Genomic DNA, 20,602 nt, shown 5'->3' on the forward strand with positions numbered 1-20,602 from the left:
CGATTTTGACTGCACTTTAACACCCATCCGCCGCAAATGGGCAGCGATAGTCGCCTGGTTGCTCCCGCTGCACCGGTGTTAGAATCGCCCCGGCCCATGGGTGCCTTCTGGAATCAAAAAGATGACTGAACGAACGATTAGCCGGTTCATCGAACGGCACTACCGCCACTTCAACGCCGCCAGCCTGGTCGATGCGGCAAAAGCCTACTGCGCCCACCTCGACGGTGGTGGCAAAATGCTCGTTACCCTGGCCGGAGCGATGAGTACGGCGGAGTTGGGCCTCTCGCTCGCCGAGATGATCCGCCAGGACAAGGTTCATGCCATCAGCTGCACCGGAGCCAACCTCGAAGAAGATGTCTTCAACCTCGTCGCCCACGACCATTACCGCCGCATCCCCAACTACCGGGAATTGAGCGCCCTCGAAGAAGAAAAACTGCTCTCCCAGCACCTCAACCGCGTTACTGACACCTGCATTCCCGAAGAAGAAGCGATCCGCCGCATCGAGCGGGCGGTGATCGACGAGTGGAGTGCGGCGAGCCAGGCGGGCGAGAGCTACTTTCCCCACGAGTATCTCTACCGGATCTTGCTCGACGGTCGGCTAAAAGAAAGCTATCAGATCCCTCCCGAAGACTCGTGGCTCCTGGCTGCAGCCCAGAAGCAACTGCCCATCTTCGTCCCCGGCTGGGAAGATTCGACTTTGGGCAACATCTTCGCCGCCCGCTGCATCGAGGGCAAGGCGGCCTCCAGGGCGATGCGGCCCGGCATCGAATACATGGTCGCCCTCGCCAGTTGGTACGAATCGACCTGCTCCGAGCACGACATCGGCTTTTTTCAGATCGGTGGCGGCATCGCTGGCGACTTTCCGATCTGCGTCGTCCCGATGCTCAACCAGGACCTGCTCAAGGACGTGCCCACCTGGAGCTACTTCTGCCAGATCTCCGATTCGACCACCAGCTACGGCTCCTACTCAGGGGCGGTGCCCAACGAGAAGATCACCTGGGGCAAGCTCAACGCCACCTCGCCGCGCTTCATCGTCGAGTCGGACGCCACAATCGTCGCCCCCCTCGTCTTCGCCTACGTCCTGGGCTGGTAAGAAGAAGTAGCCTTATTCCTGCCCGTGATCCAAGAGATCCTGGCTCGTCAGCAGCACGAGAGCTGGGGAGCAAAGGTGATCGAGCGGCTTTCTAAAGATCTGCGCCGGGACTTCCCGGAGATGAAGGGCTTCTCTGCCCGTAATCTCAAATATATGAGGGCATTGGCTGAGACTTATCCTGACGAACTATTTGTGCAACAGCTTGTTGCACAAATTCCCTGGGGCCATAACGTAAGGATCCTGGATAAAGTTACCACCAGCCAGGAAAGAGAATGGTATATTTACAAGACCATCGAAAACGGCTGGTCGCGCAACGTCCTCGAACTACAGATCGACTCGGGGCTCTACCGTCGTCAGGGCAAGGCCGTCACCAACTTCACCCGTACCTTGCCCCCTGCCCAGTCCGATCTCGCGCAACAACTGCTCAAAGATCCCTATAACTTCGACTTTCTCACCCTCGGTCAGGACGCCCACGAGCGGGATCTGGAGCGGGGCTTGCTTGTGCATATTCGCCAGTTTCTGCTGGAGTTGGGGGCGGGGTTCTCCTTCGTCGGTAGCCAGTACCACCTCGATGTCGGCGGAGACGATTTTTATATCGACCTGCTCTTCTATCACTTGAAGCTACGCTGTTTCGTGGCCATCGACCTGAAGATGGGCAAGTTCATTCCCGAATACGCGGGCAAGATGAACTTCTATCTGTCGGTGCTGGACGACCAGTTGCGCCATCCGAGCGATGAGCCCAGCATCGGGCTCATCCTCTGCCGCACCGACAATCAGCTGGTCGTTGAGTACGCCCTGCGCGACGTCAATAAACCGATCGGCGTCTAGCCTACCAGATCACCGAATCCTTGCCGGAGCACCTGCAGGGCAGCCTGCCCACGATCGAGCAGTTAGAAGCGGAACTCCAGAATTTGCCGAACGAGTAGCGAGGGACTTCAAATCATCGCCCTTCGTCACCCTGGCCGGGGCGGTGAGTACGGCGGAGTTGGGCCTCTTGCTCCCCTCGTCTTCGCCTACGTTCTGGGCTGGTAAGAAGCAGCATTACTCAGAGGTCGAGCCAGGCAGGCTGTTCCCCGCGCTCGGCACCTGCAGCAGGCGCTTGAGCAGAGCAGAACCAGCCGTGTCCATGCTGAAGACGTGCAGGCCGAAGTGCTCGGAGAGATCCTGGCAGACGCGGATGCCCCGCAGGCTGTTGCCCTGGGACTGCAGTCGGGGCGAGAAGACGGCGATGCCCATTACTCCCGGCACGACGGCGATGATACCGCCGGTAATCCCGCTTTTGGCAGGTAGACCGACGTTGTAGGCCCACTCGCCCGAGTAATCGTACATCCCGCAGGTGTACATCACCGAGAGCAGGTCGCGGACGTAGTGCTCTTCGAGGGCGCGCTCTTTTGTATGGGGGTTGACGCCGTTGTTGGCGAGGGTAGCGGCCATCAACGCCAGGTCGCGGCAGTTGACCATCACCGAACACTGCTGAAAGTATAGATCGAGCACCTGCTCGACGTGGGCGTCGATCATCCCGAAGTTGAGCATCAGGTAGGCCATTGCCCGGTTGCGGTGACCGGTAGTTCGCTCGGACACAAAGACGGACATATCGACGAAGACATCGTGACCGACGTAGCGCCGGAACATGGCGAGCATCCGGTTGAGACGTTCGGTCGGATCGGAGCCTTTGATCAGGCTGGCCGTGGCGATTGCCCCGGCATTGACCATCGGGTTGAGGGGCCGCTTCGAGGACTCGTCCAGCTTGATAATCGAGTTGAACGGATCGCCGGTCGGTTCCACCCCGACGCGGGTGAGCACGTAGTCGCGACCGTGGTCTTCCAGCGCTAGCCCGTAGACGAAGGGCTTGGAGATGGACTGGATCGTAAAAAGTTGTTCGTCGTCCCCTACCTGAAACAGCCGCCCATCGACAGTAACCGCACAGATGGCAAACCAGTCCGGGTCCGCTCGGGCAATCTCAGGGATATAGCTCGCTACCACCCCTTCCTGCAGAGAGCTGTAGGTGCGGTGCAACTGCTGCAGGTAGGCCAGAAACTGGGAGCCACTTTCTTGTTCGACTGGAATAGCAGAGGAGCCCATCGGGAAGACCAACGGTATTTTGCCTGACTCTACACTGAGCCCGGCTGCCTGATATCTTGCACACGCCTGATTTGTTGAGGCTGGCAAAGATTGGTATTGTTCTTCAACTCCTCGATGTCTACTTAATTAGCTTACATTTCGCTTTGAGATTTCCAGAATGGGTTTGCAAACTGACTGTGCTTCCTCAGCTTCTGGCGGCAGCGACTCCTGTAGAGCGAAAGAGTATCTCAGTTACTCACAGGTAGTGCTGACAAATTCTGCAAACCTCCAAAGCCGGACCGTGTTGTCCTCACTTCCTGAGGCAAGGGGGTCGCCCGCGCACCACTGCTGCAATAGCTGGGTTACCTCTGGGGAGGACATCGCCGAAACTCCTCTCGCCAACTTCCCATTTCGGTCGAGATGCTATGAGTATCGCTTCCTCTGGAAACTGCTTCCCGATAGTTCCGGCTGAGCCAGGATATGCAGGCATCGAACAGTCCTTCGTTTAGCTTGTGAAGGTTTAAGGCGTCTGCCCGACGAGCAGTTCCTTTTGCAGAGCAACGAGCGCCTGCTTCGCCGTTGCTGCTGCACTGCTGTTGCCCTCCTGTTCCCAAAGCGCGACTGCTTGCTTGTAATCAGCGAGGGCTTTTTGCCGTTCACCCATTAGCCAGTAGACCCTGCCTCGGTTGTGGAGGGCGAGGGTGTAGCGCGGCTGCATCTGGAGCGCCCGGTTGTAGTCGGCGATGGCTTGATCCAGCTCGTTCAGGTGCCGGTGCTCGTTGCCGCAATTGAGCATCGAGCGCGTATCCTCGCTGTTCAGGCGCAGCGCCTCGCTGTAGTCGGCGATCGCTCCCCTGTGATCTCCCAGCTGGGAGTGGACCGTTGCCCGGTTGTAGTACAGCAGCGGCTGAGCAGGGGCAAGGGCAATCGCCCGATCGTAGTCTCGGAGGGCAGCCTGCCGTTTGCCCAGCTTCTGGTAAGCGATGGCCCGATCCATCAGGGCGAAGGTGTCGTCGGGATTTTGCCCGAGCAGTTGATCGAAGCTCTCGATCGCCCCGGAGGCGTCGCCGTCGTGCAGACGCTGGACACCCCGCTGTTCAATAGCAGCCTGACGAAGATCGATAGCAGCAAAGGGCACATCGACCACAGTGACAGTCACGGGAGGAGCGGCCTGGGCAGGCAGGAGCAGTGCGCTCAGCAGAGCAAGTGTCCCAAAAGAACGGACAGCAATGGAAGGGAGACCGCAGTAGCGCAGCAGGAAGTTAGGAGCGTTCATGGAAAGTTCCTTTTTGCTCACGGTTGGCAAACCCTGGGGGTTCAACAGGACACGCGCAATCACAGCAAAAACAGGATCACTTCTGGCAAAAAATATGGCTGATGACCTTCGCCATTACAATCTTTTTCAATGTTCCGACAATTTTCCTATGCCCTCCTCCAGTCGGATCTGGGGCTGCCAGCCCGGCAGCGCCCGGCCACCGCTCCAGGGAATCATCACCTCGCGCTCGCGGTAGGCTCTGCCGCCCCAGCGAACCAGGAGCCGCAGGCCGCTCTCGCGCTCGTAGATGGCGACGACTTCCTTGAGGGTGAGGTGTCGGCCACTGGTGACGGCGTAGCGCTCGTGGGCGTGCAGTTCGAGCGTCCGCAGGTGGCGATGGGCGCACAGAAAAGCCTCGGCAACATCCTCGACGTGGACCAGATCGAGGAGTTGCTCGCCGGGGGTGAGGGCCAGCACCTCGCCCGTGCGCGCTGCCTGGGCCAGGAGGTTAAAAAGCTTTGGGCGGGGGTCGGCGGGACCGTAGCTGTCGAAGAGTACGAGGGTAATTGCTTTTAGCTCAGCGGCCTCAAGATAGTACTGCAGGATCGCCTCGAACGCCTGTTTGGTGGCGGCGTAGAGGTTGACGGGGTTGTAATCCTGTCCTTCGTAGTGTTGCCAGTAGCTCCCCGTGTTGATGAGTTGCGAGACACCTGCGCTCACCATCGCCTCGACGAGTTGGGTTGCAAAGACGAGGTTGCTTTCAAGCAACGGGACGAGGGTGGCGGGGGTGTGCCCAGTGAGAACCAGGGCCGCCAGGTGAAAGACGACCGCCGGTGCAGCGGCCTGGAGGATCGCCGTTAGATGCGCCGTACTGCCGTCGTGGACGTGGACCACCAGCTGGTCGCGAACGGAAGCGAGGGGTTCGAGATCCGAGGCCGGGCGGACGACGACATGGACGGTGTAGCTGGCCGCGAGCAGGCGGCGCACCAGATGGGAACCGGTAAAACCGGTCGCACCGGTGACGAGGGCCACCGTCATCGAGCGCAAAATTCCCGGATCGTCTGGGCGGTGTAGGCGAGCATCGCCTCGTCCAGGCCGGGATACAGCCCGATCCAGAAGGCATTTTCCATCACGAAATCAGAATTTTTGAGGGAGCCTGTTACCCGGCAGGGACGGCCCTGATAGGCGGGCTGGCGCAGGAGGTTGCCCCCGAACAACAGCCGGGTGCCGATGCGGCGCGCCTCCAGGTGCTGGACCAGGGCGTTCCGGCTGAAGGGAGCCGTTTCCCGCACGAACAATAAAAAACCGAACCAGCTCGGATCGCTTTTGGGTTCGGCCTCGGGGAGGATGAACAGGTCTTCCAGCCCCTCCAGTTGCCGGTGCAGGAAGTGGAAGTTGGCGCGGCGGCGGGCAACAAATGCGTCCAGCTTGTCGAGTTGGGCGCAACCGACAGCGGCCTGCATGTCGGTGAGCTTCAGGTTGTAGCCCAGGTGCGAGTAGGTGTACTTGTGGTCGTAGCCCATCGGCAGATCGCCCAGCTGCCAGCCAAAGCGCCGGTTGCAGGTGTTGTCTACCCCTGGGGCGCACCAGCAGGAGCGGCCCCAGTCGCGCAGCGATTCGACGATCTGCTTGAGGCGGCTGTCGGAGGTGAGCACTGCCCCCCCTTCGCCCATCGTCAGGTGGTGGGCCGGGTAGAAACTCACCGTCGCCAGGTGGCCGAAGCTGCCGGTCTTTTGGCCGGCGTAGAGACTGCCCACCGCATCGCAGTTGTCCTCGATGAGCCAGAGGCCGTGGGCGCGGGCAAAGGCGCTCACCGCCTCCAGGTTGAAGGGATTGCCCAGGGTGTGGGCGGCGATGATCGCCCGCGTGCGCCCGCTCAGAGCCGCTTCTAGCTGCTCGACGGCGAGGCCGCAGCCGGGCAGTTCGACATCGACGAATACCGGCACCAGTTGGTTCTGCCAGATCGGGTTGACGGTGGTCGGAAAACCGGCGGCGACGGTGATCACCTCGTCCCCTGGCTGGAGGGCGCGATCGCCCAATTGCGGAGAAGTCAGGGCGCTCAGGGCAAGCAGATTGGCCGAGGAGCCGGAGTTGACCAGCGAGCAGTGCTTTGTTCCCATCCAGCGGGCAAAGCGCTGCTCGAATTCGGCGGCGAAGCGACCGGTGGTGAGCCAGAAATCGAGCGAGGCATCGACCAGATGCACCAGTTCCGCCGCGTCGAAGACCTTGCCTGAGACAGGCACGTAGGTCTGGCCGGGCTCAAAGGTGACAGGCTGGAAGCGCTGCTCGTAGTAGCGGCGGACGGCAGCCTGCACCTCGGCGCGCAACTGGATAAGCGGGTCGGTAAGCGTCATGGCGGAGCGAGGGTAAGGGTAGATGGGTCGTGGCGGGCAAAGTAGCGGCGGTACCAGTCGATCGTTTCGCTGAGGGCCGCCTCAAGGGAGTAGCGGGCAGACCAGCCCAGGAGCGTGCGCGCCTTGTGGGCACTCAGGTACTGGTGGACGATCTCGTTGCGGGCCTGATCGAGGATGATCACTTCGAGGTCGTCGCGCTCCATGAGCGTCAGAATCCGGCGCACCATCTCAAGCACGCTCAGCTGCAGTTCGTTGCTGAAGTTGAAGGCTTCCCCCAGCACTTCGGAGCGGTCCATCTGCTGGGCCAGGTGCAGGTAAGCGAGGGCACCGTCGCGGACGTAGAAGTAGTCGCGGATGTAGCTGCCGTCGCTTCTGATTGCCACCGGTTCGCCCCGCAAAACGGAGCGGATCGTCTCAGGAACGAGGCGATTGAAGTTGAGATCGCCGCCGCCGTAGAAGTTGCCGCAGCGGGTGATGCAGACCGGCAGGCCGTAGCTGACGTAGTAGGTGCGGCTGATGAGATCCGCGCAACTTTTAGAAACGTCGTAGGGGTGTTCGCCCTGCAGGGCAGTCTCTTCGTCGTAGGGAAGCACCGCCTGATCGCCGTAGGCTTTGTCGCTGGAGGCGACGACGATCCGGCCTGCGGTGCCGGTGCGGCGGCAGGCTTCGAGCAGATTCCACGTCCCCCGGATATTGGCCTCGAAGGTGGCGAGCGGGTCGCGGTTGGCAACGCCGACGATCGTCTGGGCGGCGAGGTGAAAGACCGTATCGACCTCGTACTCGTTCAGCACCCGCTGCAGCAGGGCGATGTCCTCGACGCAGCCTGTGACAGTGACGATCTGCCGCTCCAGGCCGGTGCTCACCAGCCGCGAGCGGGGCACCCCGTCGCGCACCAGACCCACCACCCGCGCCCCACGGGCGAGCAATTCCTCCACCAGCCAGCTTCCCAATAGCCCCGTACAGCCGGTGACGAATACCGATCGCTCCCGCCAGAAGCGATCTACTCCCAGACCTTCCAAGGCACTTCTCCGGTGGAATACAGGTGATTGAGCAGTTCCAGCTCGCGGTAGGTATCCATGCACTGCCAGAAACCTTCATGGCAGTATACGGCCAGCTCCCCCATCGCCGAGAGCTGCTGCAGCGGTTCGCTCTCGAAGCTGGTTTCATCCCCGCCAATCAGATCGAGCACCTTGCGGTGCAGGACGAAGAAGCCGCCGTTGATCCAACCGGCGCTGGTCTGGGGCTTTTCTTGAAAGTGGCGCACAAAGCCATCTTCGATCCCCAGTTCACCGAAGCGGGAGGCGGGGCGGACGGCGGTGACGGTGGCGAGCTTGCCGTGGCGGAGGTGAAAGGCGAGCAGCGACGGGATGTCGATGTTGGCCACCCCGTCGCCGTAGGTAGCAAAGAACAGATCGCTGCCGCTTTCGGCCAGGTAGGGGGCGAGGCGCTTGAGGCGGCCACCGGTGAAGGTTTCCTGACCGGTGTCGATGAGCCAGAGCCGCCAGTTCTGCTCGTCTCGGCTCGAATTTCGCAGGCGCGTCACCCGCTTGCTGCCCAGTTCGAGCAGAATGTCGCTGTGGTTCCAGTCGTAGTTAAAGAAATACTCGCGGATCAGCTCGCCCTTGTAGCCCAGACAGAGCATAAAGTCCGTAAACCCGAAGTGGGCGTAGAGCTTCATGATGTGCCAGATGAGCGGCCTGCCGCCCACCAGGATCATTGGCTTGGGCCGAAATTCGGTTTCCTCCCTCAGTCGTGTGCCCTTGCCGCCACAGAGGATGACTACAGGTAGCCGAGTCGTCATCGAGAGTTCAGGCCGCGCCAGCCGTCGAGTGTCAGGAGCTTAGCTTACTCAATTATTGCGCTTTTAGAAAATGCTTCCGAAAAACGAATTTCGCCAGTAGCTCTTTAAAACGTACGTCTCATTGTGCTCGATAACATCGATTTCTTTATTAAGTGAAACGCTGTACGCGGATCTCATACATCCTTCCAGATTGAGACCACAGGGCCAATCAATCAAAAACTTGCGCGCCATGTCCATGGATTCGAAGACCGTTTAGGGAGAGTTCACTTCGCGGGAGCCTGCACCAGTAAAGGTTCTTGACGAAAAGTCAAGGGGCAAAGGGACTCTCATCGTTTTCTTAAACAGTCACGCTTTGATAGTAGATAAGTCGATGGAGAATGGGCCATGCGGGTACTGGTGGTCGAAGATGAACAGGGCATTGCCCAGTTCGTGTCCCAGGGGCTGAGGGAGGCCGGGTTTGCCGTGGATATGGCCCAGGACGGTCAGGCGGGGCTGGATTTTGCCCTCGTGGCCGAGTACGACCTGTTCGTGCTCGATATCCTCCTGCCGGTGATCGACGGGCTGAGTCTATTGCACCGGTTGCGCGATCGCCGTATCCGCACACCGGTACTTCTACTGACAGCGCGCGACACGGTGGAGGACCGGGTGCGGGGGCTCGACGCCGGGGCGGACGATTATCTGGTCAAGCCCTTCGCCTTCAGCGAACTATTGGCCCGCCTGCGGGCGCTGTTGCGCCGCCCGCCCCTCCAGTCGGACACAATCTTGCGGGTAGGAGATCTGGAGATGGACACAGCCCGCCGCCAGGTGCATCGCGCCGGCCAGTCTATAGAGCTGAGCGTCAAAGAATTTTCGTTGCTCGAATACTTTATGCGCCACCCTGGCCAGGTGCTCAGCCGCACCCAGATCGCCGAGCACGTCTGGAATTTTGACTTTTACAACCAGTCCAACGTCGTCGATGTCTACCTGGGCTACCTGCGGCGCAAGGTGGACCGGGACTTCGAGCGGCCCCTGCTGCACACGCTGCGGGGAGTGGGCTACCGGCTGAGCGCCGAGGTGAGCCATGGTTAAATTCGCCCGGCGCTGGGGCACGCTGCGGGTCCGCCTCACCCTCTGGTACAGCGGCCTTTTGGGAGCGACGCTGCTGGTGTGCAGCATCCTGCTGTACTTCCAGCTCGAAAACGGTCTGCTCGCCCAGGTGGACAGCACCCTCACCCAGGTCGCCGACCACTGCATCGGCAGCACCGCTGCCCTGCCTGCGGTGTTCCACTGCTCGAACGAGGCGGGGGTGGCAGTACGGCTGCAGGTGCCCACCGGGGGCGGCTGGGAACTACCCGGAGAGGATCAAGCCCGGCCCGACTGGCCAACCCCTGCGCCGGATCTGCGGGCCCTATCGAACACCCAGGGAGGCTGGCGGGTTCTGAGTCGGCCTGTGGCGGGGGGCTGGTTGCAGGTGGCAAAATCCCTGGCTCCTGAACAAAAATTGCTCGCGGGTCAGCGCCAGCAGGCGCTGCTGCGCGTGCCGCTAGTGGTGCTGCTGGCGGGGCTGGGAGGTTTATTTCTGGCCGGTCGCGCCCTCTCGCCCATCGATCGCATCCGCCGCACCGCCCAGGCGATCGGTGCCGGGGATCTCACCCGCCGCATCGACCACCGGGGGCCACCGGATGAGGTGGGCGAGCTGGCTGCCGCCTTCGATAACATGCTCGATCGGCTGCAGGCGGCCTTCGAGCGCGAGAAGCGCTTTACTGCCGATGTCTCCCACGAACTGCGCACCCCCCTCGCTGTGATCAAGGGCCGGATCGAGGTGGCCCTGGGCCGCCCGCGCAGCGAGCAGGAGTACACCCATATTCTTAAAGACATCGCCCAGGCAGTGGAGCGGCTGAGCCGCCTGACCAGCGGCCTGCTATTTTTAGCGCGCCTCGATCAAGGCCACCTCCACTGGCAACCGGCCTGGGTGGACCTCGATGAACTGCTGGAGGCCGTCGTCGAGCAGGCCGAACCCCTGGCAGCAGCCAGACAGATCGACCTGAGCGTCGATGTTGCCTCCGAGCTGGACGTGCAGGGCGAACCCGACTATCTCATCAGTTTGTTTTTGAATCTGCTGGATAACGCCATCAAATACACGCCGGCAGGCGGCAAGGTGACGGTGCGGGCCCTGCGCGCAGGTGACTCGATTCGTGTGGCATTTCTCGATACTGGTCCGGGTATGCCGGCGGAACACCTGCCCCACCTGTTCGAGCGGTTTTATCGGGTGGAGGCGTCCCGCAGCGGCGGCGGAGCGGGCCTGGGCCTCGCCATCGCCCAAGAAATCGCCCACCTGCACAGCGGCAAGATTGCCGTCGAGAGCGCACCGGGCCGGGGCAGTGCCTTTACGGTCCGGCTGCCTGCTGCAGGTGCCGCTGCCGTCCTCTCGCGATAAGAATACTCTTAGAGTTCTCTCACCCTGGTTGTAATCTGCAGCCCGATGCTGAAGATGTACCGGATGAGAGACTTTAATGTACATACGATACTGGCCCCTCGGGCTTTCCTGCCTCGGTTTTTTTAGCATCAGTCTGGCGATGCTCACCCTGGGTGGCCGGGCTGCAGCCATCCCGGCGACGGTGACGATCGACCGCTTCCAGTTCCAGCCTGTGACCTTGAAGGTGCAGGCGGGTCAGGCTGTGCGCTTCCTCAACAAGGACGGCGAGCCGCACACTGTCGCGGCCCAGGACGGCTCTTTCACCTCACCGGCCCTTGATACCGGCGATAGCTGGAGCTACGCCTTCACCCAGCCCGGCACCTACCCTTACATCTGCACCATCCACCCCTTCATGCGGGGAACGATCACCGTCACAGGAGCAAAGCCATGAAGCGCAGCGACTTTCTTCGCCACGTGAGCTGGACCGGCCTCGGTCTTTTGTGGAGCTTCGATAGCCGGACTGGCGCGTTTTTATCGCAGCGGCTCGGCAGTGCGGCGGCAGCGTTGCCCACCAACTTGAACTTTGTCCAGATCTCCGACACCCATATCGGCTTTCACAAACCGGCCAACGAACACGTAGATGTCACCCTCCAGGCAGCCATCGCCGCAATCAACGCCCTGAGCGTTCCCCCCGCCTTCGTCATCCACACAGGCGATCTGACCCAACTGTCTAAACCAGCAGAATTTGATCAAGCCCGGCAACTCCTCTCAACTCTAAAAGCGCCCCTGCTCACCCTGCCCGGCGAACACGATGTAATCGGCGATCGGGGCAAGCTCTACAACGAGCAATTCGGCTCCCGCGACCGGCGCGAGGGATTGCAGTCCTGGGACCACTCCGGTGTTCACTGCGTATCGCTCACCAACGTGCTCGACTTTGGCACCACCGGCCAGGGGCAGATCGGCGCTGCCCAGCTTGAACTGCTGGCCAAAGATCTCACCCCCCTCGCAAGCGATACGCCGGTGGTCGTCTTCAGCCACATTCCCCTCTTCGATGTCTACCCAAAGTGGGGCTGGTCCACAGCCGACGCCCGGCAGGCGATGAACCTGCTCGCCCGCTTTGCCTCGGTGACGGTCCTGAGCGGCCACATCCACCAGGTGCTGCAGCGCGCCGAAGGGCACATCCACTTTGCCACCGCCGCCTCGACCGCCTTTCCCCTGCCTGCTCCCGGCAGCGCCGAGCGGCCCGACCCGGTTGTCCTGCCGGAGAAGCAACGGCGCACCGCCCTCGGATTTCGCTCCATCGCCCTTGCCACCGCCAAGCCGGTGCAGCTGGAGGAGCACCCCCTGAGCTGATCCTGTAAAAGCCGTCTTCTTGAACGATCAAGAAGACGGCTTTTATTTACAGCTCAACCGTAGTAGGCCGGATGGTTGCCCGCCTTCCACTTGATGTTGCAGCCGATGCTGGGCTTTTGCTCGGCAGTGGGCGCATGACCGGCGAGCACAGCGTCGATGGCGGCGCGCAGGTCCTTGCCGGTCACAGGCAGATCGTTGCCGGGGCGGCTGTCGTCGAGTTGCCCGCGATAGGCCAGTTTTTGATCGGCGTCAAAGAGAAAAAAGTCGGGCGTGCAGGCGGCCTCGTACGCTTTGGCGGTCTGCTGGCTCTCGTCGTACAGCAGCGAAAAGACGAAACCTACCTCCTTGACCATCTCCTTGAGGCTCTCGGGGCGGTCGTCGGGATAGTTGGCCGCGTCGTTGGAGCTGATGGCGACGATGCCCAGGTCTTTGTCGCCGTAGTCTTTGCCCAGCCGGGCCAGTTCGTCTTGGACATGTTTGACGAACGGGCAGTGGCGGCAGATGAACATCACGAGCAGTCCCTTTTTACCCTTGAAGGTGGCGAGGCTGACCGTCTTACCGGTGGTTACATCCGGCAGAGCAAAATCCGGAGCCTGCGTCCCCAGATCGAGCATCGTCGAGGCAGTGCGGGCCATGGTGCGTCTCCAGTAATTTTCCGCACCATCCATTTTACGGGTGGGGAGAGCCCGCTATCGGTTCAGCGCTGGGCTGATTCTTCTGGAACGATGGCGAAGGACAGCTTCTGATTGCGCCGCAATAGGGTGATGAGCGAGCGCACACCTACCTGTCGGTCATCCAGTAATCGGTGCAGGGCGTCGATGTCGCCGACCGGCTCATCGCCAAAGGCAAGAATGACATCGCCCTCCTGCAAGCCGGCCTTTGCTGCCGGGCTATTGGCCTCGACGGAGACCACCAGCACCCCCGCCTCGGTGGGCAGGCCCAGGGAGCGGCTCACAAAGCGGGGCACAGTCACGTTCTGGCCACCGACGCCGATGAAGCTGCGCCGCACCCGGCCACCGTTGATGAGTTGGCCCGCTACCCGCTTGGCAGTGTTGACGGCGATCGCAAAGCAGATGCCCTGGGCGGGCAGGATCACCGCCGAGTTGACGCCGATTACCTCGCCTTGAGAATTGACGAGCGGCCCGCCGGAGTTGCCGGGGTTGAGGGCGGCGTCGGTCTGGATCACGTTGTCGATGAGCCGCCCGGAGCCGGAGCGCAGCGAGCGACCGAGGGCGCTCACCACACCGGCGGTGACGGTGTACTGAAACCCGTAGGGACTGCCGATGGCTATCGCCAGTTGGCCGACGCGCACCCGCTGGGAGTCGCCCAGTTGGACCGGCATCAGGTTGCTGCCGTGGATGCGGATTACGGCCAGATCGCTGTCGGGATCGTCGCCTACGGGCGCAGCACTCACCCGACGGCCATCCTGCAGGGTCACCTCCAGATCCACTGCGTCGTGGACGACGTGGCTGTTGGTGAGGATGTATCCATCGGGGGTAAATAAAAACCCGGAACCGTTGCCGCGCACCGGCTGGCTACCGCGCCGTCCACTCACCCGCTTTTGCACGTCGATGTTGACCACCGAGCGGCTCACCGTCTCCGCTGCCCGCGTCACCGCCTGCGAGTAAGCATCCAGAAGTACCCCATCGTCTACCGCCGGTGGTAGTGACGTGGACGACAAATTTGCAAAAGGATTGTCGGAAACCAGCCTGAGATGTCCTGCCATTACCCCCGCTCCCGTGGCTAAAAATCCACGCTAGCACAGTTGATGCAGTGCATTCTTCTGAAAATTAAAGTAAGTACTTGTTTTGGGCTTTCGGGATATTCCGCCCCCAGGTAGAGCGCCCCACCGGCAATTGTCGATAGATTGAACACATCGGTGCAGATTTGAAGATTAATTAAGCGTGGATGGGAGCAGGTCGGGCCGACGTGTGATCCTGGCCCCTTGCTTCCTGCCTGCCTGAATTGTTCCTATCGACAGTATGGATTTTTATGCGCGAAATCGACGACAAGGATAAGCTTGAATCCGGTATATTTATTTATAGACTTCAGAAGGGGATCTGGCTGCTCGGCATCTGCGGCTGGATCTTTGGGCTGTGCGATCGAACGACGGCAGCGCTGGCGGACGGCTATCTGTCGGCCCTCGATATGGTGCTGCTGTTCACCGCTTCTTTTTTCTTTGTCTGCTGGCTGTTTTTGAAGCCGTCGCGCTCCAGCGTCACGAGCCAGGGGCTGCGCAAGCTCAATTAGGGCCGAGCAAAACAAAACGGGCTCCACACCAGGGGGGTGCGTGGAGCCCGTTCGCCGTCTGGCGCAGACGGAAAGCTTGCCTGTTGGCTAGCTTCTTTATCGTCCCAGGCAAAGTGAAGACCGGCTATGGCGGTGAGCCTACTTTGAGGTGCGCTTGGGCGCAGCCCTCGCTGCGGCTGGACGCAGGGCCAGGTGAGCTAAAATGCGCTCAGAATCTACAACGGTGAACTGGCGATGATCAACCTGACCGATGCTGCCCTGCGCGAAGTCAGGCGTCTGCGGCAAAAAAGCGGCGATCCGCGCAAGTTTCTACGCCTCGGGGTGGCCAACGCCGGTTGCTCCGGGATGTCCTACACGATGAAGCTCGACAGCGCAGCGCAGCCAGACGATCAAGTTCACGAGTACGGCGATCTCAAAGTCGCGATCGACGCAGCGAGCCTCGCCTACCTCGACGAGTTGACCCTCGATTGGTCGAGTGACCTGATGGGCGGCGGTTTTCGCTTTCACAACCCCAAGGCCACCCACACCTGCGGCTGTGGTTCGTCTTTTTCGACCAATCCTGAGGCTGCCGCCGGGGCAGTTCACTGACCGGCACTCTCCGCTTCGCAGTTTGCCGCTTTTAATTCGCTCATCGGCAACCAGCCCGGCTCCCAGAGGTCGCGGTTTTTGAGGTTGTCAGCACTGATCCAGACTTTGATCTGGGCGGCGCAGACCGACTGCAGCAGGGCAAAGACGATGCCCTTTCGCTCCTCGCGGGCGATAACTTGAAAGTGCCGCCAGCCCATCAGCGGGCTGGTCGCCGTCCAGCACGAGCCGAGCAAGTAGGGAAACTTGATCTTGCGTCTGCCCTTCATCGGAATCTGCTAACCAAAATCGGGCATCAAATTGAGCACGCCGAGGCCGAGATCGTCGATCGAAAGCGTCTGCAATTCAAAGAGAGCAAGCATGTCCTTCAGTTCAGGGTTGCCCCGTCCCGAACCGGTGACGCCCTGAGCAATCACCAGGCCGCAGCGTCCGCCGCTTTTGCGGCAGCGCTCGTTCCACTGCCGCCGCGCCTTGACGTGGTGGGGATCGTCCAGTTCAAATTCGCCAAAAAGGTGGAGCTGGCCGTTGCCGGTGCGCAGCACCGCCAGATCGTAGCGGGTACGGGTAAGCAGATCCTGTCCAGGGTTAAAGCCGAAGCCGGTCGGGCCACCGGCGCGGTCTAGCTCGGCTATCAGTCCCCGCGCCTTGGGCCGACTGGTCTGCACCAGAATCGTCGGCAGACCATCGGAGCGCTCACGGCGAGAAGGAGCAGGCTGCTGCTGCCTGGCAGCCAGGAGCAACTCGACCACCTCCCAGGGCAGCATGCCGATGCTGTAGATTGCGCCTTCCGGCAGCAGATCGTCGCTGAGCGGTGGGCCGTCGTCCTCGAACGGGTCGGCGACCGGAGGGCGGATAGCGACCAGTTGAGAAAGTTCGTCCGCCAGCTGCGGCTGGGTCGAGACTCTCACCGTCACCTTGCGGCTCGGCCCTAGGTCGATGCGGTAGCGGCCAGAAATCGCTGGAAAGCTCTCCAATCCCAGCTCACGGTGGCGCAGGCGGAAAAAGCGCTGCAGCGCCTCGAGGGTGAGCATCACCGTCTGGGCTTCCTCCTCGCCCAAAAACGGGCGAGCCCCTTCGAGCGGATGCAACTGGCCAAAACTGGGTTCGACCTCGGAGGCAGGGAGGTCCGCCAGGTCCGTTGGTCCGTCGTCCTCTTCTGCCCCAGCCTGCTCGTAGGTCATAAACAGGCAATCCTGCTGCAGGTAAGCTTCCTGGCGCTGCTGGGGGGTACGGTCATGGCTCAACTGTTCGCGGAAGCGCCGCAAGGAGTCGATCGAACGGTACATCAGCACCCCGTACTCCTGGCCCAAAAGACCCAGAAGCGAAATGTGCAGCGCTGCGGGCTCCCAATCTTCGATCTCGACGCGCAACACCTGATGATCGGCAAGATACCGCCAGGGCGCTTCTTGCCAGAGGGCGCGCGCCAGGCGCAACAGCGGCTGGCGGTAGAGGGGCGGTAGTTGAGGCTGCCGGTTGCTGATAAATTTTTGCAGGCTCTCGTAAACATCGTCCAAAAGCGGCAGCTGCGGTGCATACTCGACGACGATATTGAGTTCTTGCAGTGCGCCGCGCAGAAACAACTGCACCTGCCGGTCGCGCACGACCACCTTCTCGGGCCTACCTGGCGGAAACTGCGAGTGGGGCTGCTCGATCGCCTGCAATAGACAGCGGACGATCGCTTCGTTGCCGACTTCGGGGGCAACCAGTTCAGTTGCCCGTACGGTGCCCTCAGCCGCATCGGCCCAGACGATCAGCTCCGGCGGCTGCTCCTGATCGGCGATCGAGACTGTGGCAAGCACGCGCCGATCACCCTCCCAGGCGGCACTCAGTTGCGGCAGCCTCTGCAGGCGACGAAGAGTCGAAGGGTTGAGAGTACTCATGCGCTCAAAACAGGGGCGGGCAGTTGCGTGGATAGATCCATAATGGGTCACATCTTAGCGAAGATGCTCCCCGCTTCGCTGCCGGACGGGCACTTCCTGCCCCAACTCTATCGCCAGGCAGACCAGAAACTGTCAGGGGCACTGGTGTCTATGGACAAAACTGGCTCCCCAAAGCTGATGGCTCCAATCCAGACCAGCGGAGGATTTATGGATGCCATTGCCGCATTACATTTGAAGGGTAGACCCCGGATCTTCTGCTGTGGCAACCTACTCCGACATCGACCGGCGCGGCAAACTCTTCTGGCCCCTCGAATGGATCTTGCTCATCGTCGCCAGCGTTAATCTGGTCTGGGTAATCTTCGATGTTAGCTACGTGCCGCTTCGAGATCTCTACCTACTAAACCTGCCCCAGGTGACGCGCTGGTACGACCCGATAAAGGGCATCGAACCGTTCGATACGACGACTGCCTACCTGCAGACGGTCGATCAATACAAGGCCGCCGTCAGCAGTCAGAACCCGGACCAACAGAAAGCCCTGCTCGCTAGTCTGCGCAGCCAGAGTGCCCTCATCATTCAAGAAAATTCGTTCCAGCAGGCAGAAAAGCAGGGTGCCCTCGAGCGGATCAAAAACCGCATCCGCAAGCACATGGGTCAAAAATCTTCTACTGAGTCATTCCAGCTTTTTTGGAGCGAGCAGAACCTCACCCCCGCCCGCCGCGCCGACGAGCTGAAATTTTTTGATACCAAATTGCGGCCCCTGTATGCCGTCAATTATTTTCGCCACTACGGCGAGGACGGCGACTACGTCGATCTGTACTTCTGGCGCTACGACCTCTGGTTTATGCTCGTCTTCGTCGTCGAGCTGTTGCTGCGCACCGTCGTCACCCGCCGCCAGCATCCGAATTTGAGCTGGCAGCAGGCGGCAGCGGAGAACAGTTTCGATCTGATCAACGTGCTCCCGGCGATCAACTTGATTCCGGGGGTGCATCTGGGCTGGATTGCCCTGGGACGCCTTTTTACCTACAGCAATCGCCTGCAGCGGCTGGGGGTCTTTCCTTCGCCGATTGCCGCCTTGATCCACCGCTACTCGGCCTCGATCGCCAACGAAGTCACCGACCTGGTCGTCGTCAAGGTGCTCGGCCAGCTGCAGGACGCGGTGCGCGACAGCGATTTTAGCCGGATGCTGCCGGGGGCGAGTCGCAGCAGCACAGCTTCGCCGACCCCCGTCGATGGCTTTGTGAGGACGCAGACTCAGCTGGTCGTCAAAGAAGTGCTTCCCCAGGTGCGGCCCGAACTGGAGCGGTTGATTGCCCACACGATCCGCCAGTCACTGCCTCTGGCCAACGGCCTTGCCGGCAATCTGGCAAAAGCGGCGGTAAATGCCGCCTACGGCGCTGCCAACGGTGCCATCAAGGCCGACCCGGAAGGGGAGCGGCTGGCCCGTCAGCTCACCGATAAACTTCTGAGCGTGCTCGGCAGCGAGTGGCGCGAGCACGGGACCGCCCGCGACGCTCAGCAACTTTTGCTCTCCCTGCTCGAACAGGCCAAGCGCGACTACATCCGGCGCAACGACATCGAGACCGACCTGCTGCCGCGTGCCCAGATCCCCGATCCGGATATCAATCTGCGCTAACCTCTCAAGGCTGGCTGGAGCCAGCTGCCAGTTTTTCTTTGTCGCGCCGCCGCTTGCGGGCATAGAGCTGAATCGTCACCGCCATCAGTACCACCAGCGCCGCGATGAGCCAGGCAGCCAGGTCGGTCGGCAGGTCGTTTTTGAAGACCGCCAGCAGCACGATCGTCACCAGCAAAATCGTCGGTGCCTCGTTGAGGGCACGCAACTGCTTTGAACTCCAGCGGCAGGTGCCCCTGTGGAGCTGTTTCATCAGGTACATGCAAAAAAAGTGATAGAGCACCAATAGACCGACCAGGGCGAGCTTGGCGTGCAACCAGCCGTCTTTGAGCCAGCCTGGCTGCAGGCACAGAAGCCCGACCGCCATTGCCACGGTCACGACCATCCCTGGCGTCGTGATGATGTTTAATAGCCGCTTTTCCATCAGCTGGTACTGGTTTTGCAGGATGCTGCGCGCCGGTTCGGCTTGCTCGTCAGCTTCGACGTGGTAGATAAACAAGCGCACCAGATAAAAAAGACCGGCGAACCAGACGACGACGCCAACAATATGAAAGGCTTTGAACCAGAAGTAGACCATTGGGTGTGCTGTGATACTGCGACCGGTTTCAATCATAGTGCGGACAATCCGGCGATCGCACCTGCGCTGTGGAGGCCACAGCCTTGCTGGTACGATAGAAATTCGCTGCAGGCGAGGCGCGCTGAGATTCGCTGAACATGGACACACCCTGGCAGATAGCTGGTTGCTCCGTGCGCGGAGCTTCCCACGACCGCACCGGTCTTCCCAATCAAGATGCGATCGGCTGGCGTCCGGGCCGCTGGCCGATTCTCTCGATCGCCGACGGCCACGGCAGCGCCCAGCATTTTCGCAGCCAGACCGGCTCTCGCCTGGCGGTCGAGGCGATGCTTTCGGTGCTCTGCGCCTTCATCGAGGGTCTCGATCCCGCGCAGCCGATCGAGAAGCTGGAACTGGCGGTCGAGGATGAGCTGCGCAGCCAACTGGTCACCACCTGGCGGCAGTCGGTGCGAGCGCACCTCCAGGAGCAACCGGAGAGCGAGGCGGAGTGGAGCCAGCTCACCAGCGAGCTGGGCTTTTCTGGCCGACTTTTGCAACAAAAAGTGCCCGAGCTGGCCTACGGTTCGACGGTCCTGGGTGTGCTGGGCAGCGCCCATTTTCTGCTATTTGTGCAGTTGGGCGACGGCGACATTCTCTGTGTTAGCGATACAGGCAGCGTCAGCCGCCCCTTCGAGCGCGACCGCCGCTTTGCGATCAACCAGACGACCTCGCTCTGCCTGGAGGAGGCGGCCCTCGAAACCCGCATTCGATTGTGGGGTGCGCCGCTGCCTGCCCTGGTTTTGCTCAGCACCGACGGCTACGCCAATTCTTATGCGAGCGAGGACGAGTTTGCCGAGATTGGCCCGCAGTACCTGCAGTTTATTCGCGCCCACGGCCTCGACCGGCTTGAAATCGAACTGCCGGCAGTGCTGCAGGAAGTCTCCCGGCGCGGCAGCGGCGACGATATTACCCTCGGCGTGCTCCTGCGCGGCCCATCATCGCCTACTCCGGAATAACGTAGGTAACGAAGAAGTTTTTGATATTGGCAAATAGACCCTTCTGCCGCAGGCGGTCCAGTTCGCCGCCGTCGAGCCAGCGGCCCCCGCACTGGGGGCAGACATCCATCTGTACGTCACCCACCTTGACGTCGTTGACCGTGTCCATGAGCGTACCGTCGCGCGGGCAATTGAGAGGCACGATCGTCCGCAGCCCGCCCGGTTTGCCCTTGAGCTGGATTTCTCCCAGGTTGGGCCTGCCAACCACAGCCGACAGTTCGCTCACATCGAACCAGATGCCAAGACAATGGGGACATTGATCGACTTCGATATCGTCGGCCTTGATCGTCTTCAACTCGTAGTCGGTGCAGCGGGGACACTTCATGGGGCAGTCGCT

General features: G+C 61.1%; 21 protein-coding genes and 1 pseudogene. 10 read left to right on the plus strand and 12 right to left on the minus strand.

Annotated elements, in window-relative coordinates; all coding sequences use genetic code 11:
• Positions 1–121 precede the first annotated feature (121 nt).
• Entirely contained in the window at positions 122–1,093 is a 972-nt protein-coding gene (locus GKIL_RS09210; protein WP_023173266.1) for a deoxyhypusine synthase family protein, read from the plus strand.
• Positions 1,094–1,123: 30 nt separating this feature from the next.
• Positions 1,124–2,019 (plus strand): annotated as a pseudogene (locus tag GKIL_RS09215) (PDDEXK nuclease domain-containing protein); the annotation flags it as partial.
• A 115-nt stretch (positions 2,020–2,134) separates the two neighbouring features.
• Here GKIL_RS09215 and glsA read toward each other — a convergent pair.
• The 6 genes from glsA to rfbF form a co-directional block, all read right to left on the minus strand.
• The gene (gene glsA / locus GKIL_RS09220; protein ID WP_023173268.1) at positions 2,135–3,175 is read right to left on the minus strand and encodes a glutaminase A; all 1,041 of its coding nucleotides are present in this window, start codon (positions 3,173–3,175) and stop codon (positions 2,135–2,137) included.
• A gap of 499 nt (positions 3,176–3,674) precedes the next feature.
• A complete protein-coding gene (locus GKIL_RS09225; protein WP_023173270.1) occupies positions 3,675–4,430 on the minus strand; it encodes a tetratricopeptide repeat protein in 756 nt (251 codons plus the stop codon).
• A gap of 126 nt (positions 4,431–4,556) precedes the next feature.
• Positions 4,557–5,447, minus strand: coding sequence for an NAD-dependent epimerase/dehydratase family protein (locus GKIL_RS09230; RefSeq protein WP_023173271.1), 891 nt, complete (start codon positions 5,445–5,447; stop codon positions 4,557–4,559).
• The gene (gene rfbH / locus GKIL_RS09235; RefSeq protein WP_023173272.1) at positions 5,444–6,763 is read right to left on the minus strand and encodes a lipopolysaccharide biosynthesis protein RfbH; all 1,320 of its coding nucleotides are present in this window, start codon (positions 6,761–6,763) and stop codon (positions 5,444–5,446) included. Before rfbH ends, GKIL_RS09230 begins: the two co-directional genes overlap by 4 nt.
• Complete coding sequence (locus tag GKIL_RS09240) at positions 6,760–7,782, minus strand: GDP-mannose 4,6-dehydratase (RefSeq protein ID WP_023173273.1); 1,023 nt, start codon at positions 7,780–7,782, stop codon at positions 6,760–6,762. Before GKIL_RS09240 ends, rfbH begins: the two co-directional genes overlap by 4 nt.
• Positions 7,764–8,564 carry a glucose-1-phosphate cytidylyltransferase gene (gene rfbF / locus GKIL_RS09245; RefSeq protein ID WP_023173274.1) on the minus strand — a complete coding sequence of 267 codons (801 nt, stop codon included), beginning with the start codon at positions 8,562–8,564 and terminating at the stop codon, positions 7,764–7,766. Before rfbF ends, GKIL_RS09240 begins: the two co-directional genes overlap by 19 nt.
• A 384-nt stretch (positions 8,565–8,948) precedes the next feature.
• Here rfbF and GKIL_RS09250 point away from each other — a divergent pair, with 384 nt between their 5' ends.
• The 4 genes from GKIL_RS09250 (at position 8,949) to GKIL_RS09265 (ending at position 12,312) form a co-directional block, all read left to right on the plus strand.
• Positions 8,949–9,632: a response regulator gene (locus tag GKIL_RS09250; protein WP_023173275.1), complete on the plus strand. Its 684-nt coding sequence runs from the start codon at positions 8,949–8,951 to the stop codon at positions 9,630–9,632.
• A complete protein-coding gene (locus GKIL_RS09255; protein WP_023173276.1) occupies positions 9,625–10,980 on the plus strand; it encodes a sensor histidine kinase in 1,356 nt (451 codons plus the stop codon). Before GKIL_RS09250 ends, GKIL_RS09255 begins: the two co-directional genes overlap by 8 nt.
• A 76-nt stretch (positions 10,981–11,056) precedes the next feature.
• Entirely contained in the window at positions 11,057–11,410 is a 354-nt protein-coding gene (locus tag GKIL_RS09260; RefSeq protein ID WP_023173277.1) for a cupredoxin domain-containing protein, read from the plus strand.
• Positions 11,407–12,312: a metallophosphoesterase family protein gene (locus GKIL_RS09265; RefSeq protein WP_023173278.1), complete on the plus strand. Its 906-nt coding sequence runs from the start codon at positions 11,407–11,409 to the stop codon at positions 12,310–12,312. The genes GKIL_RS09260 and GKIL_RS09265 overlap by 4 nt, the downstream gene beginning before the upstream one ends.
• Positions 12,313–12,365: 53 nt before the next feature.
• Here GKIL_RS09265 and GKIL_RS09270 read toward each other — a convergent pair whose 3' ends face one another.
• Both GKIL_RS09270 and GKIL_RS09275 read right to left on the minus strand, forming a co-directional pair.
• On the minus strand, positions 12,366–12,947 hold the full coding sequence (locus tag GKIL_RS09270) for a thioredoxin family protein (protein WP_023173279.1): 582 nt from the start codon (positions 12,945–12,947) through the stop codon (positions 12,366–12,368).
• Between the two features lie 62 nt (positions 12,948–13,009).
• Positions 13,010–14,038, minus strand: coding sequence for a S1C family serine protease (locus GKIL_RS09275; protein WP_023173280.1), 1,029 nt, complete (start codon positions 14,036–14,038; stop codon positions 13,010–13,012).
• A gap of 266 nt (positions 14,039–14,304) precedes the next feature.
• On the opposite strand from GKIL_RS09275, the gene GKIL_RS09280 reads away from it, so the two are divergent.
• Both GKIL_RS09280 and GKIL_RS09285 read left to right on the plus strand, forming a co-directional pair.
• Positions 14,305–14,562: a hypothetical protein gene (locus GKIL_RS09280; protein ID WP_023173281.1), complete on the plus strand. Its 258-nt coding sequence runs from the start codon at positions 14,305–14,307 to the stop codon at positions 14,560–14,562.
• 234 nt (positions 14,563–14,796) lie between these two features.
• Positions 14,797–15,150 carry a HesB/IscA family protein gene (locus GKIL_RS09285; RefSeq protein WP_023173282.1) on the plus strand — a complete coding sequence of 118 codons (354 nt, stop codon included), beginning with the start codon at positions 14,797–14,799 and terminating at the stop codon, positions 15,148–15,150.
• Here GKIL_RS09285 and GKIL_RS09290 read toward each other — a convergent pair.
• Both GKIL_RS09290 and GKIL_RS09295 read right to left on the minus strand, forming a co-directional pair.
• Positions 15,144–15,416 (minus strand): TIGR02450 family Trp-rich protein, encoded by a 273-nt coding sequence (locus GKIL_RS09290; RefSeq protein ID WP_023173283.1) that lies wholly within the window; start codon positions 15,414–15,416, stop codon positions 15,144–15,146. The genes GKIL_RS09285 and GKIL_RS09290 overlap by 7 nt on opposite strands.
• Positions 15,417–15,425: 9 nt before the next feature.
• A complete protein-coding gene (locus tag GKIL_RS09295) occupies positions 15,426–17,027 on the minus strand; it encodes a DUF6930 domain-containing protein (protein ID WP_023173284.1) in 1,602 nt (533 codons plus the stop codon).
• A 259-nt stretch (positions 17,028–17,286) separates the two neighbouring features.
• On the opposite strand from GKIL_RS09295, the gene GKIL_RS09300 reads away from it, so the two are divergent.
• The gene (locus tag GKIL_RS09300; RefSeq protein WP_023173285.1) at positions 17,287–18,660 is read left to right on the plus strand and encodes a hypothetical protein; all 1,374 of its coding nucleotides are present in this window, start codon (positions 17,287–17,289) and stop codon (positions 18,658–18,660) included.
• A 4-nt stretch (positions 18,661–18,664) separates the two neighbouring features.
• Here GKIL_RS09300 and hemJ read toward each other — a convergent pair whose 3' ends face one another.
• Positions 18,665–19,234, minus strand: a complete 570-nt coding sequence (gene hemJ / locus GKIL_RS09305) for a protoporphyrinogen oxidase HemJ (protein ID WP_023173286.1) — start codon at positions 19,232–19,234, stop codon at positions 18,665–18,667.
• A gap of 137 nt (positions 19,235–19,371) precedes the next feature.
• Between hemJ and GKIL_RS09310 the strand changes: the two genes are divergently transcribed.
• Positions 19,372–20,226 (plus strand): PP2C family serine/threonine-protein phosphatase, encoded by an 855-nt coding sequence (locus GKIL_RS09310; RefSeq protein WP_023173287.1) that lies wholly within the window; start codon positions 19,372–19,374, stop codon positions 20,224–20,226.
• On the opposite strand, the gene GKIL_RS25610 is transcribed toward GKIL_RS09310, so the two are convergent.
• Positions 20,213–20,590, minus strand: coding sequence for a TFIIB-type zinc ribbon-containing protein (locus tag GKIL_RS25610; protein WP_023173288.1), 378 nt, complete (start codon positions 20,588–20,590; stop codon positions 20,213–20,215). The genes GKIL_RS09310 and GKIL_RS25610 overlap by 14 nt on opposite strands.
• Positions 20,591–20,602 lie beyond the last annotated feature (12 nt).

Source organism: Gloeobacter kilaueensis JS1 (assembly GCF_000484535.1).
Taxonomy (GTDB): domain Bacteria; phylum Cyanobacteriota; class Cyanobacteriia; order Gloeobacterales; family Gloeobacteraceae; genus Gloeobacter; species Gloeobacter kilaueensis.

What these genes read in the sequence shown, in the direction of transcription:
- GKIL_RS09210 (WP_023173266.1), top strand. Translation starts at nt 122, where the DNA reads ATGACTGAACGAACGATTAGCCGGTTCATCGAACGGCACTACCGCCAC.
- glsA (WP_023173268.1), bottom strand. Translation starts at nt 3,175, where the DNA reads ATGGGCTCCTCTGCTATTCCAGTCGAACAAGAAAGTGGCTCCCAGTTT.
- GKIL_RS09225 (WP_023173270.1), bottom strand. Translation starts at nt 4,430, where the DNA reads ATGAACGCTCCTAACTTCCTGCTGCGCTACTGCGGTCTCCCTTCCATT.
- GKIL_RS09230 (WP_023173271.1), bottom strand. Translation starts at nt 5,447, where the DNA reads ATGACGGTGGCCCTCGTCACCGGTGCGACCGGTTTTACCGGTTCCCAT.
- rfbH (WP_023173272.1), bottom strand. Translation starts at nt 6,763, where the DNA reads ATGACGCTTACCGACCCGCTTATCCAGTTGCGCGCCGAGGTGCAGGCT.
- rfbF (WP_023173274.1), bottom strand. Translation starts at nt 8,564, where the DNA reads ATGACGACTCGGCTACCTGTAGTCATCCTCTGTGGCGGCAAGGGCACA.
- GKIL_RS09250 (WP_023173275.1), top strand. Translation starts at nt 8,949, where the DNA reads ATGCGGGTACTGGTGGTCGAAGATGAACAGGGCATTGCCCAGTTCGTG.
- GKIL_RS09255 (WP_023173276.1), top strand. Translation starts at nt 9,625, where the DNA reads ATGGTTAAATTCGCCCGGCGCTGGGGCACGCTGCGGGTCCGCCTCACC.
- GKIL_RS09260 (WP_023173277.1), top strand. Translation starts at nt 11,057, where the DNA reads ATGTACATACGATACTGGCCCCTCGGGCTTTCCTGCCTCGGTTTTTTT.
- GKIL_RS09265 (WP_023173278.1), top strand. Translation starts at nt 11,407, where the DNA reads ATGAAGCGCAGCGACTTTCTTCGCCACGTGAGCTGGACCGGCCTCGGT.
- GKIL_RS09270 (WP_023173279.1), bottom strand. Translation starts at nt 12,947, where the DNA reads ATGGCCCGCACTGCCTCGACGATGCTCGATCTGGGGACGCAGGCTCCG.
- GKIL_RS09275 (WP_023173280.1), bottom strand. Translation starts at nt 14,038, where the DNA reads ATGGCAGGACATCTCAGGCTGGTTTCCGACAATCCTTTTGCAAATTTG.
- GKIL_RS09280 (WP_023173281.1), top strand. Translation starts at nt 14,305, where the DNA reads ATGCGCGAAATCGACGACAAGGATAAGCTTGAATCCGGTATATTTATT.
- GKIL_RS09285 (WP_023173282.1), top strand. Translation starts at nt 14,797, where the DNA reads ATGATCAACCTGACCGATGCTGCCCTGCGCGAAGTCAGGCGTCTGCGG.
- GKIL_RS09290 (WP_023173283.1), bottom strand. Translation starts at nt 15,416, where the DNA reads ATGAAGGGCAGACGCAAGATCAAGTTTCCCTACTTGCTCGGCTCGTGC.
- GKIL_RS09295 (WP_023173284.1), bottom strand. Translation starts at nt 17,027, where the DNA reads ATGAGTACTCTCAACCCTTCGACTCTTCGTCGCCTGCAGAGGCTGCCG.
- hemJ (WP_023173286.1), bottom strand. Translation starts at nt 19,234, where the DNA reads ATGGTCTACTTCTGGTTCAAAGCCTTTCATATTGTTGGCGTCGTCGTC.
- GKIL_RS09310 (WP_023173287.1), top strand. Translation starts at nt 19,372, where the DNA reads ATGGACACACCCTGGCAGATAGCTGGTTGCTCCGTGCGCGGAGCTTCC.
- GKIL_RS25610 (WP_023173288.1), bottom strand. Translation starts at nt 20,590, where the DNA reads ATGAAGTGTCCCCGCTGCACCGACTACGAGTTGAAGACGATCAAGGCC.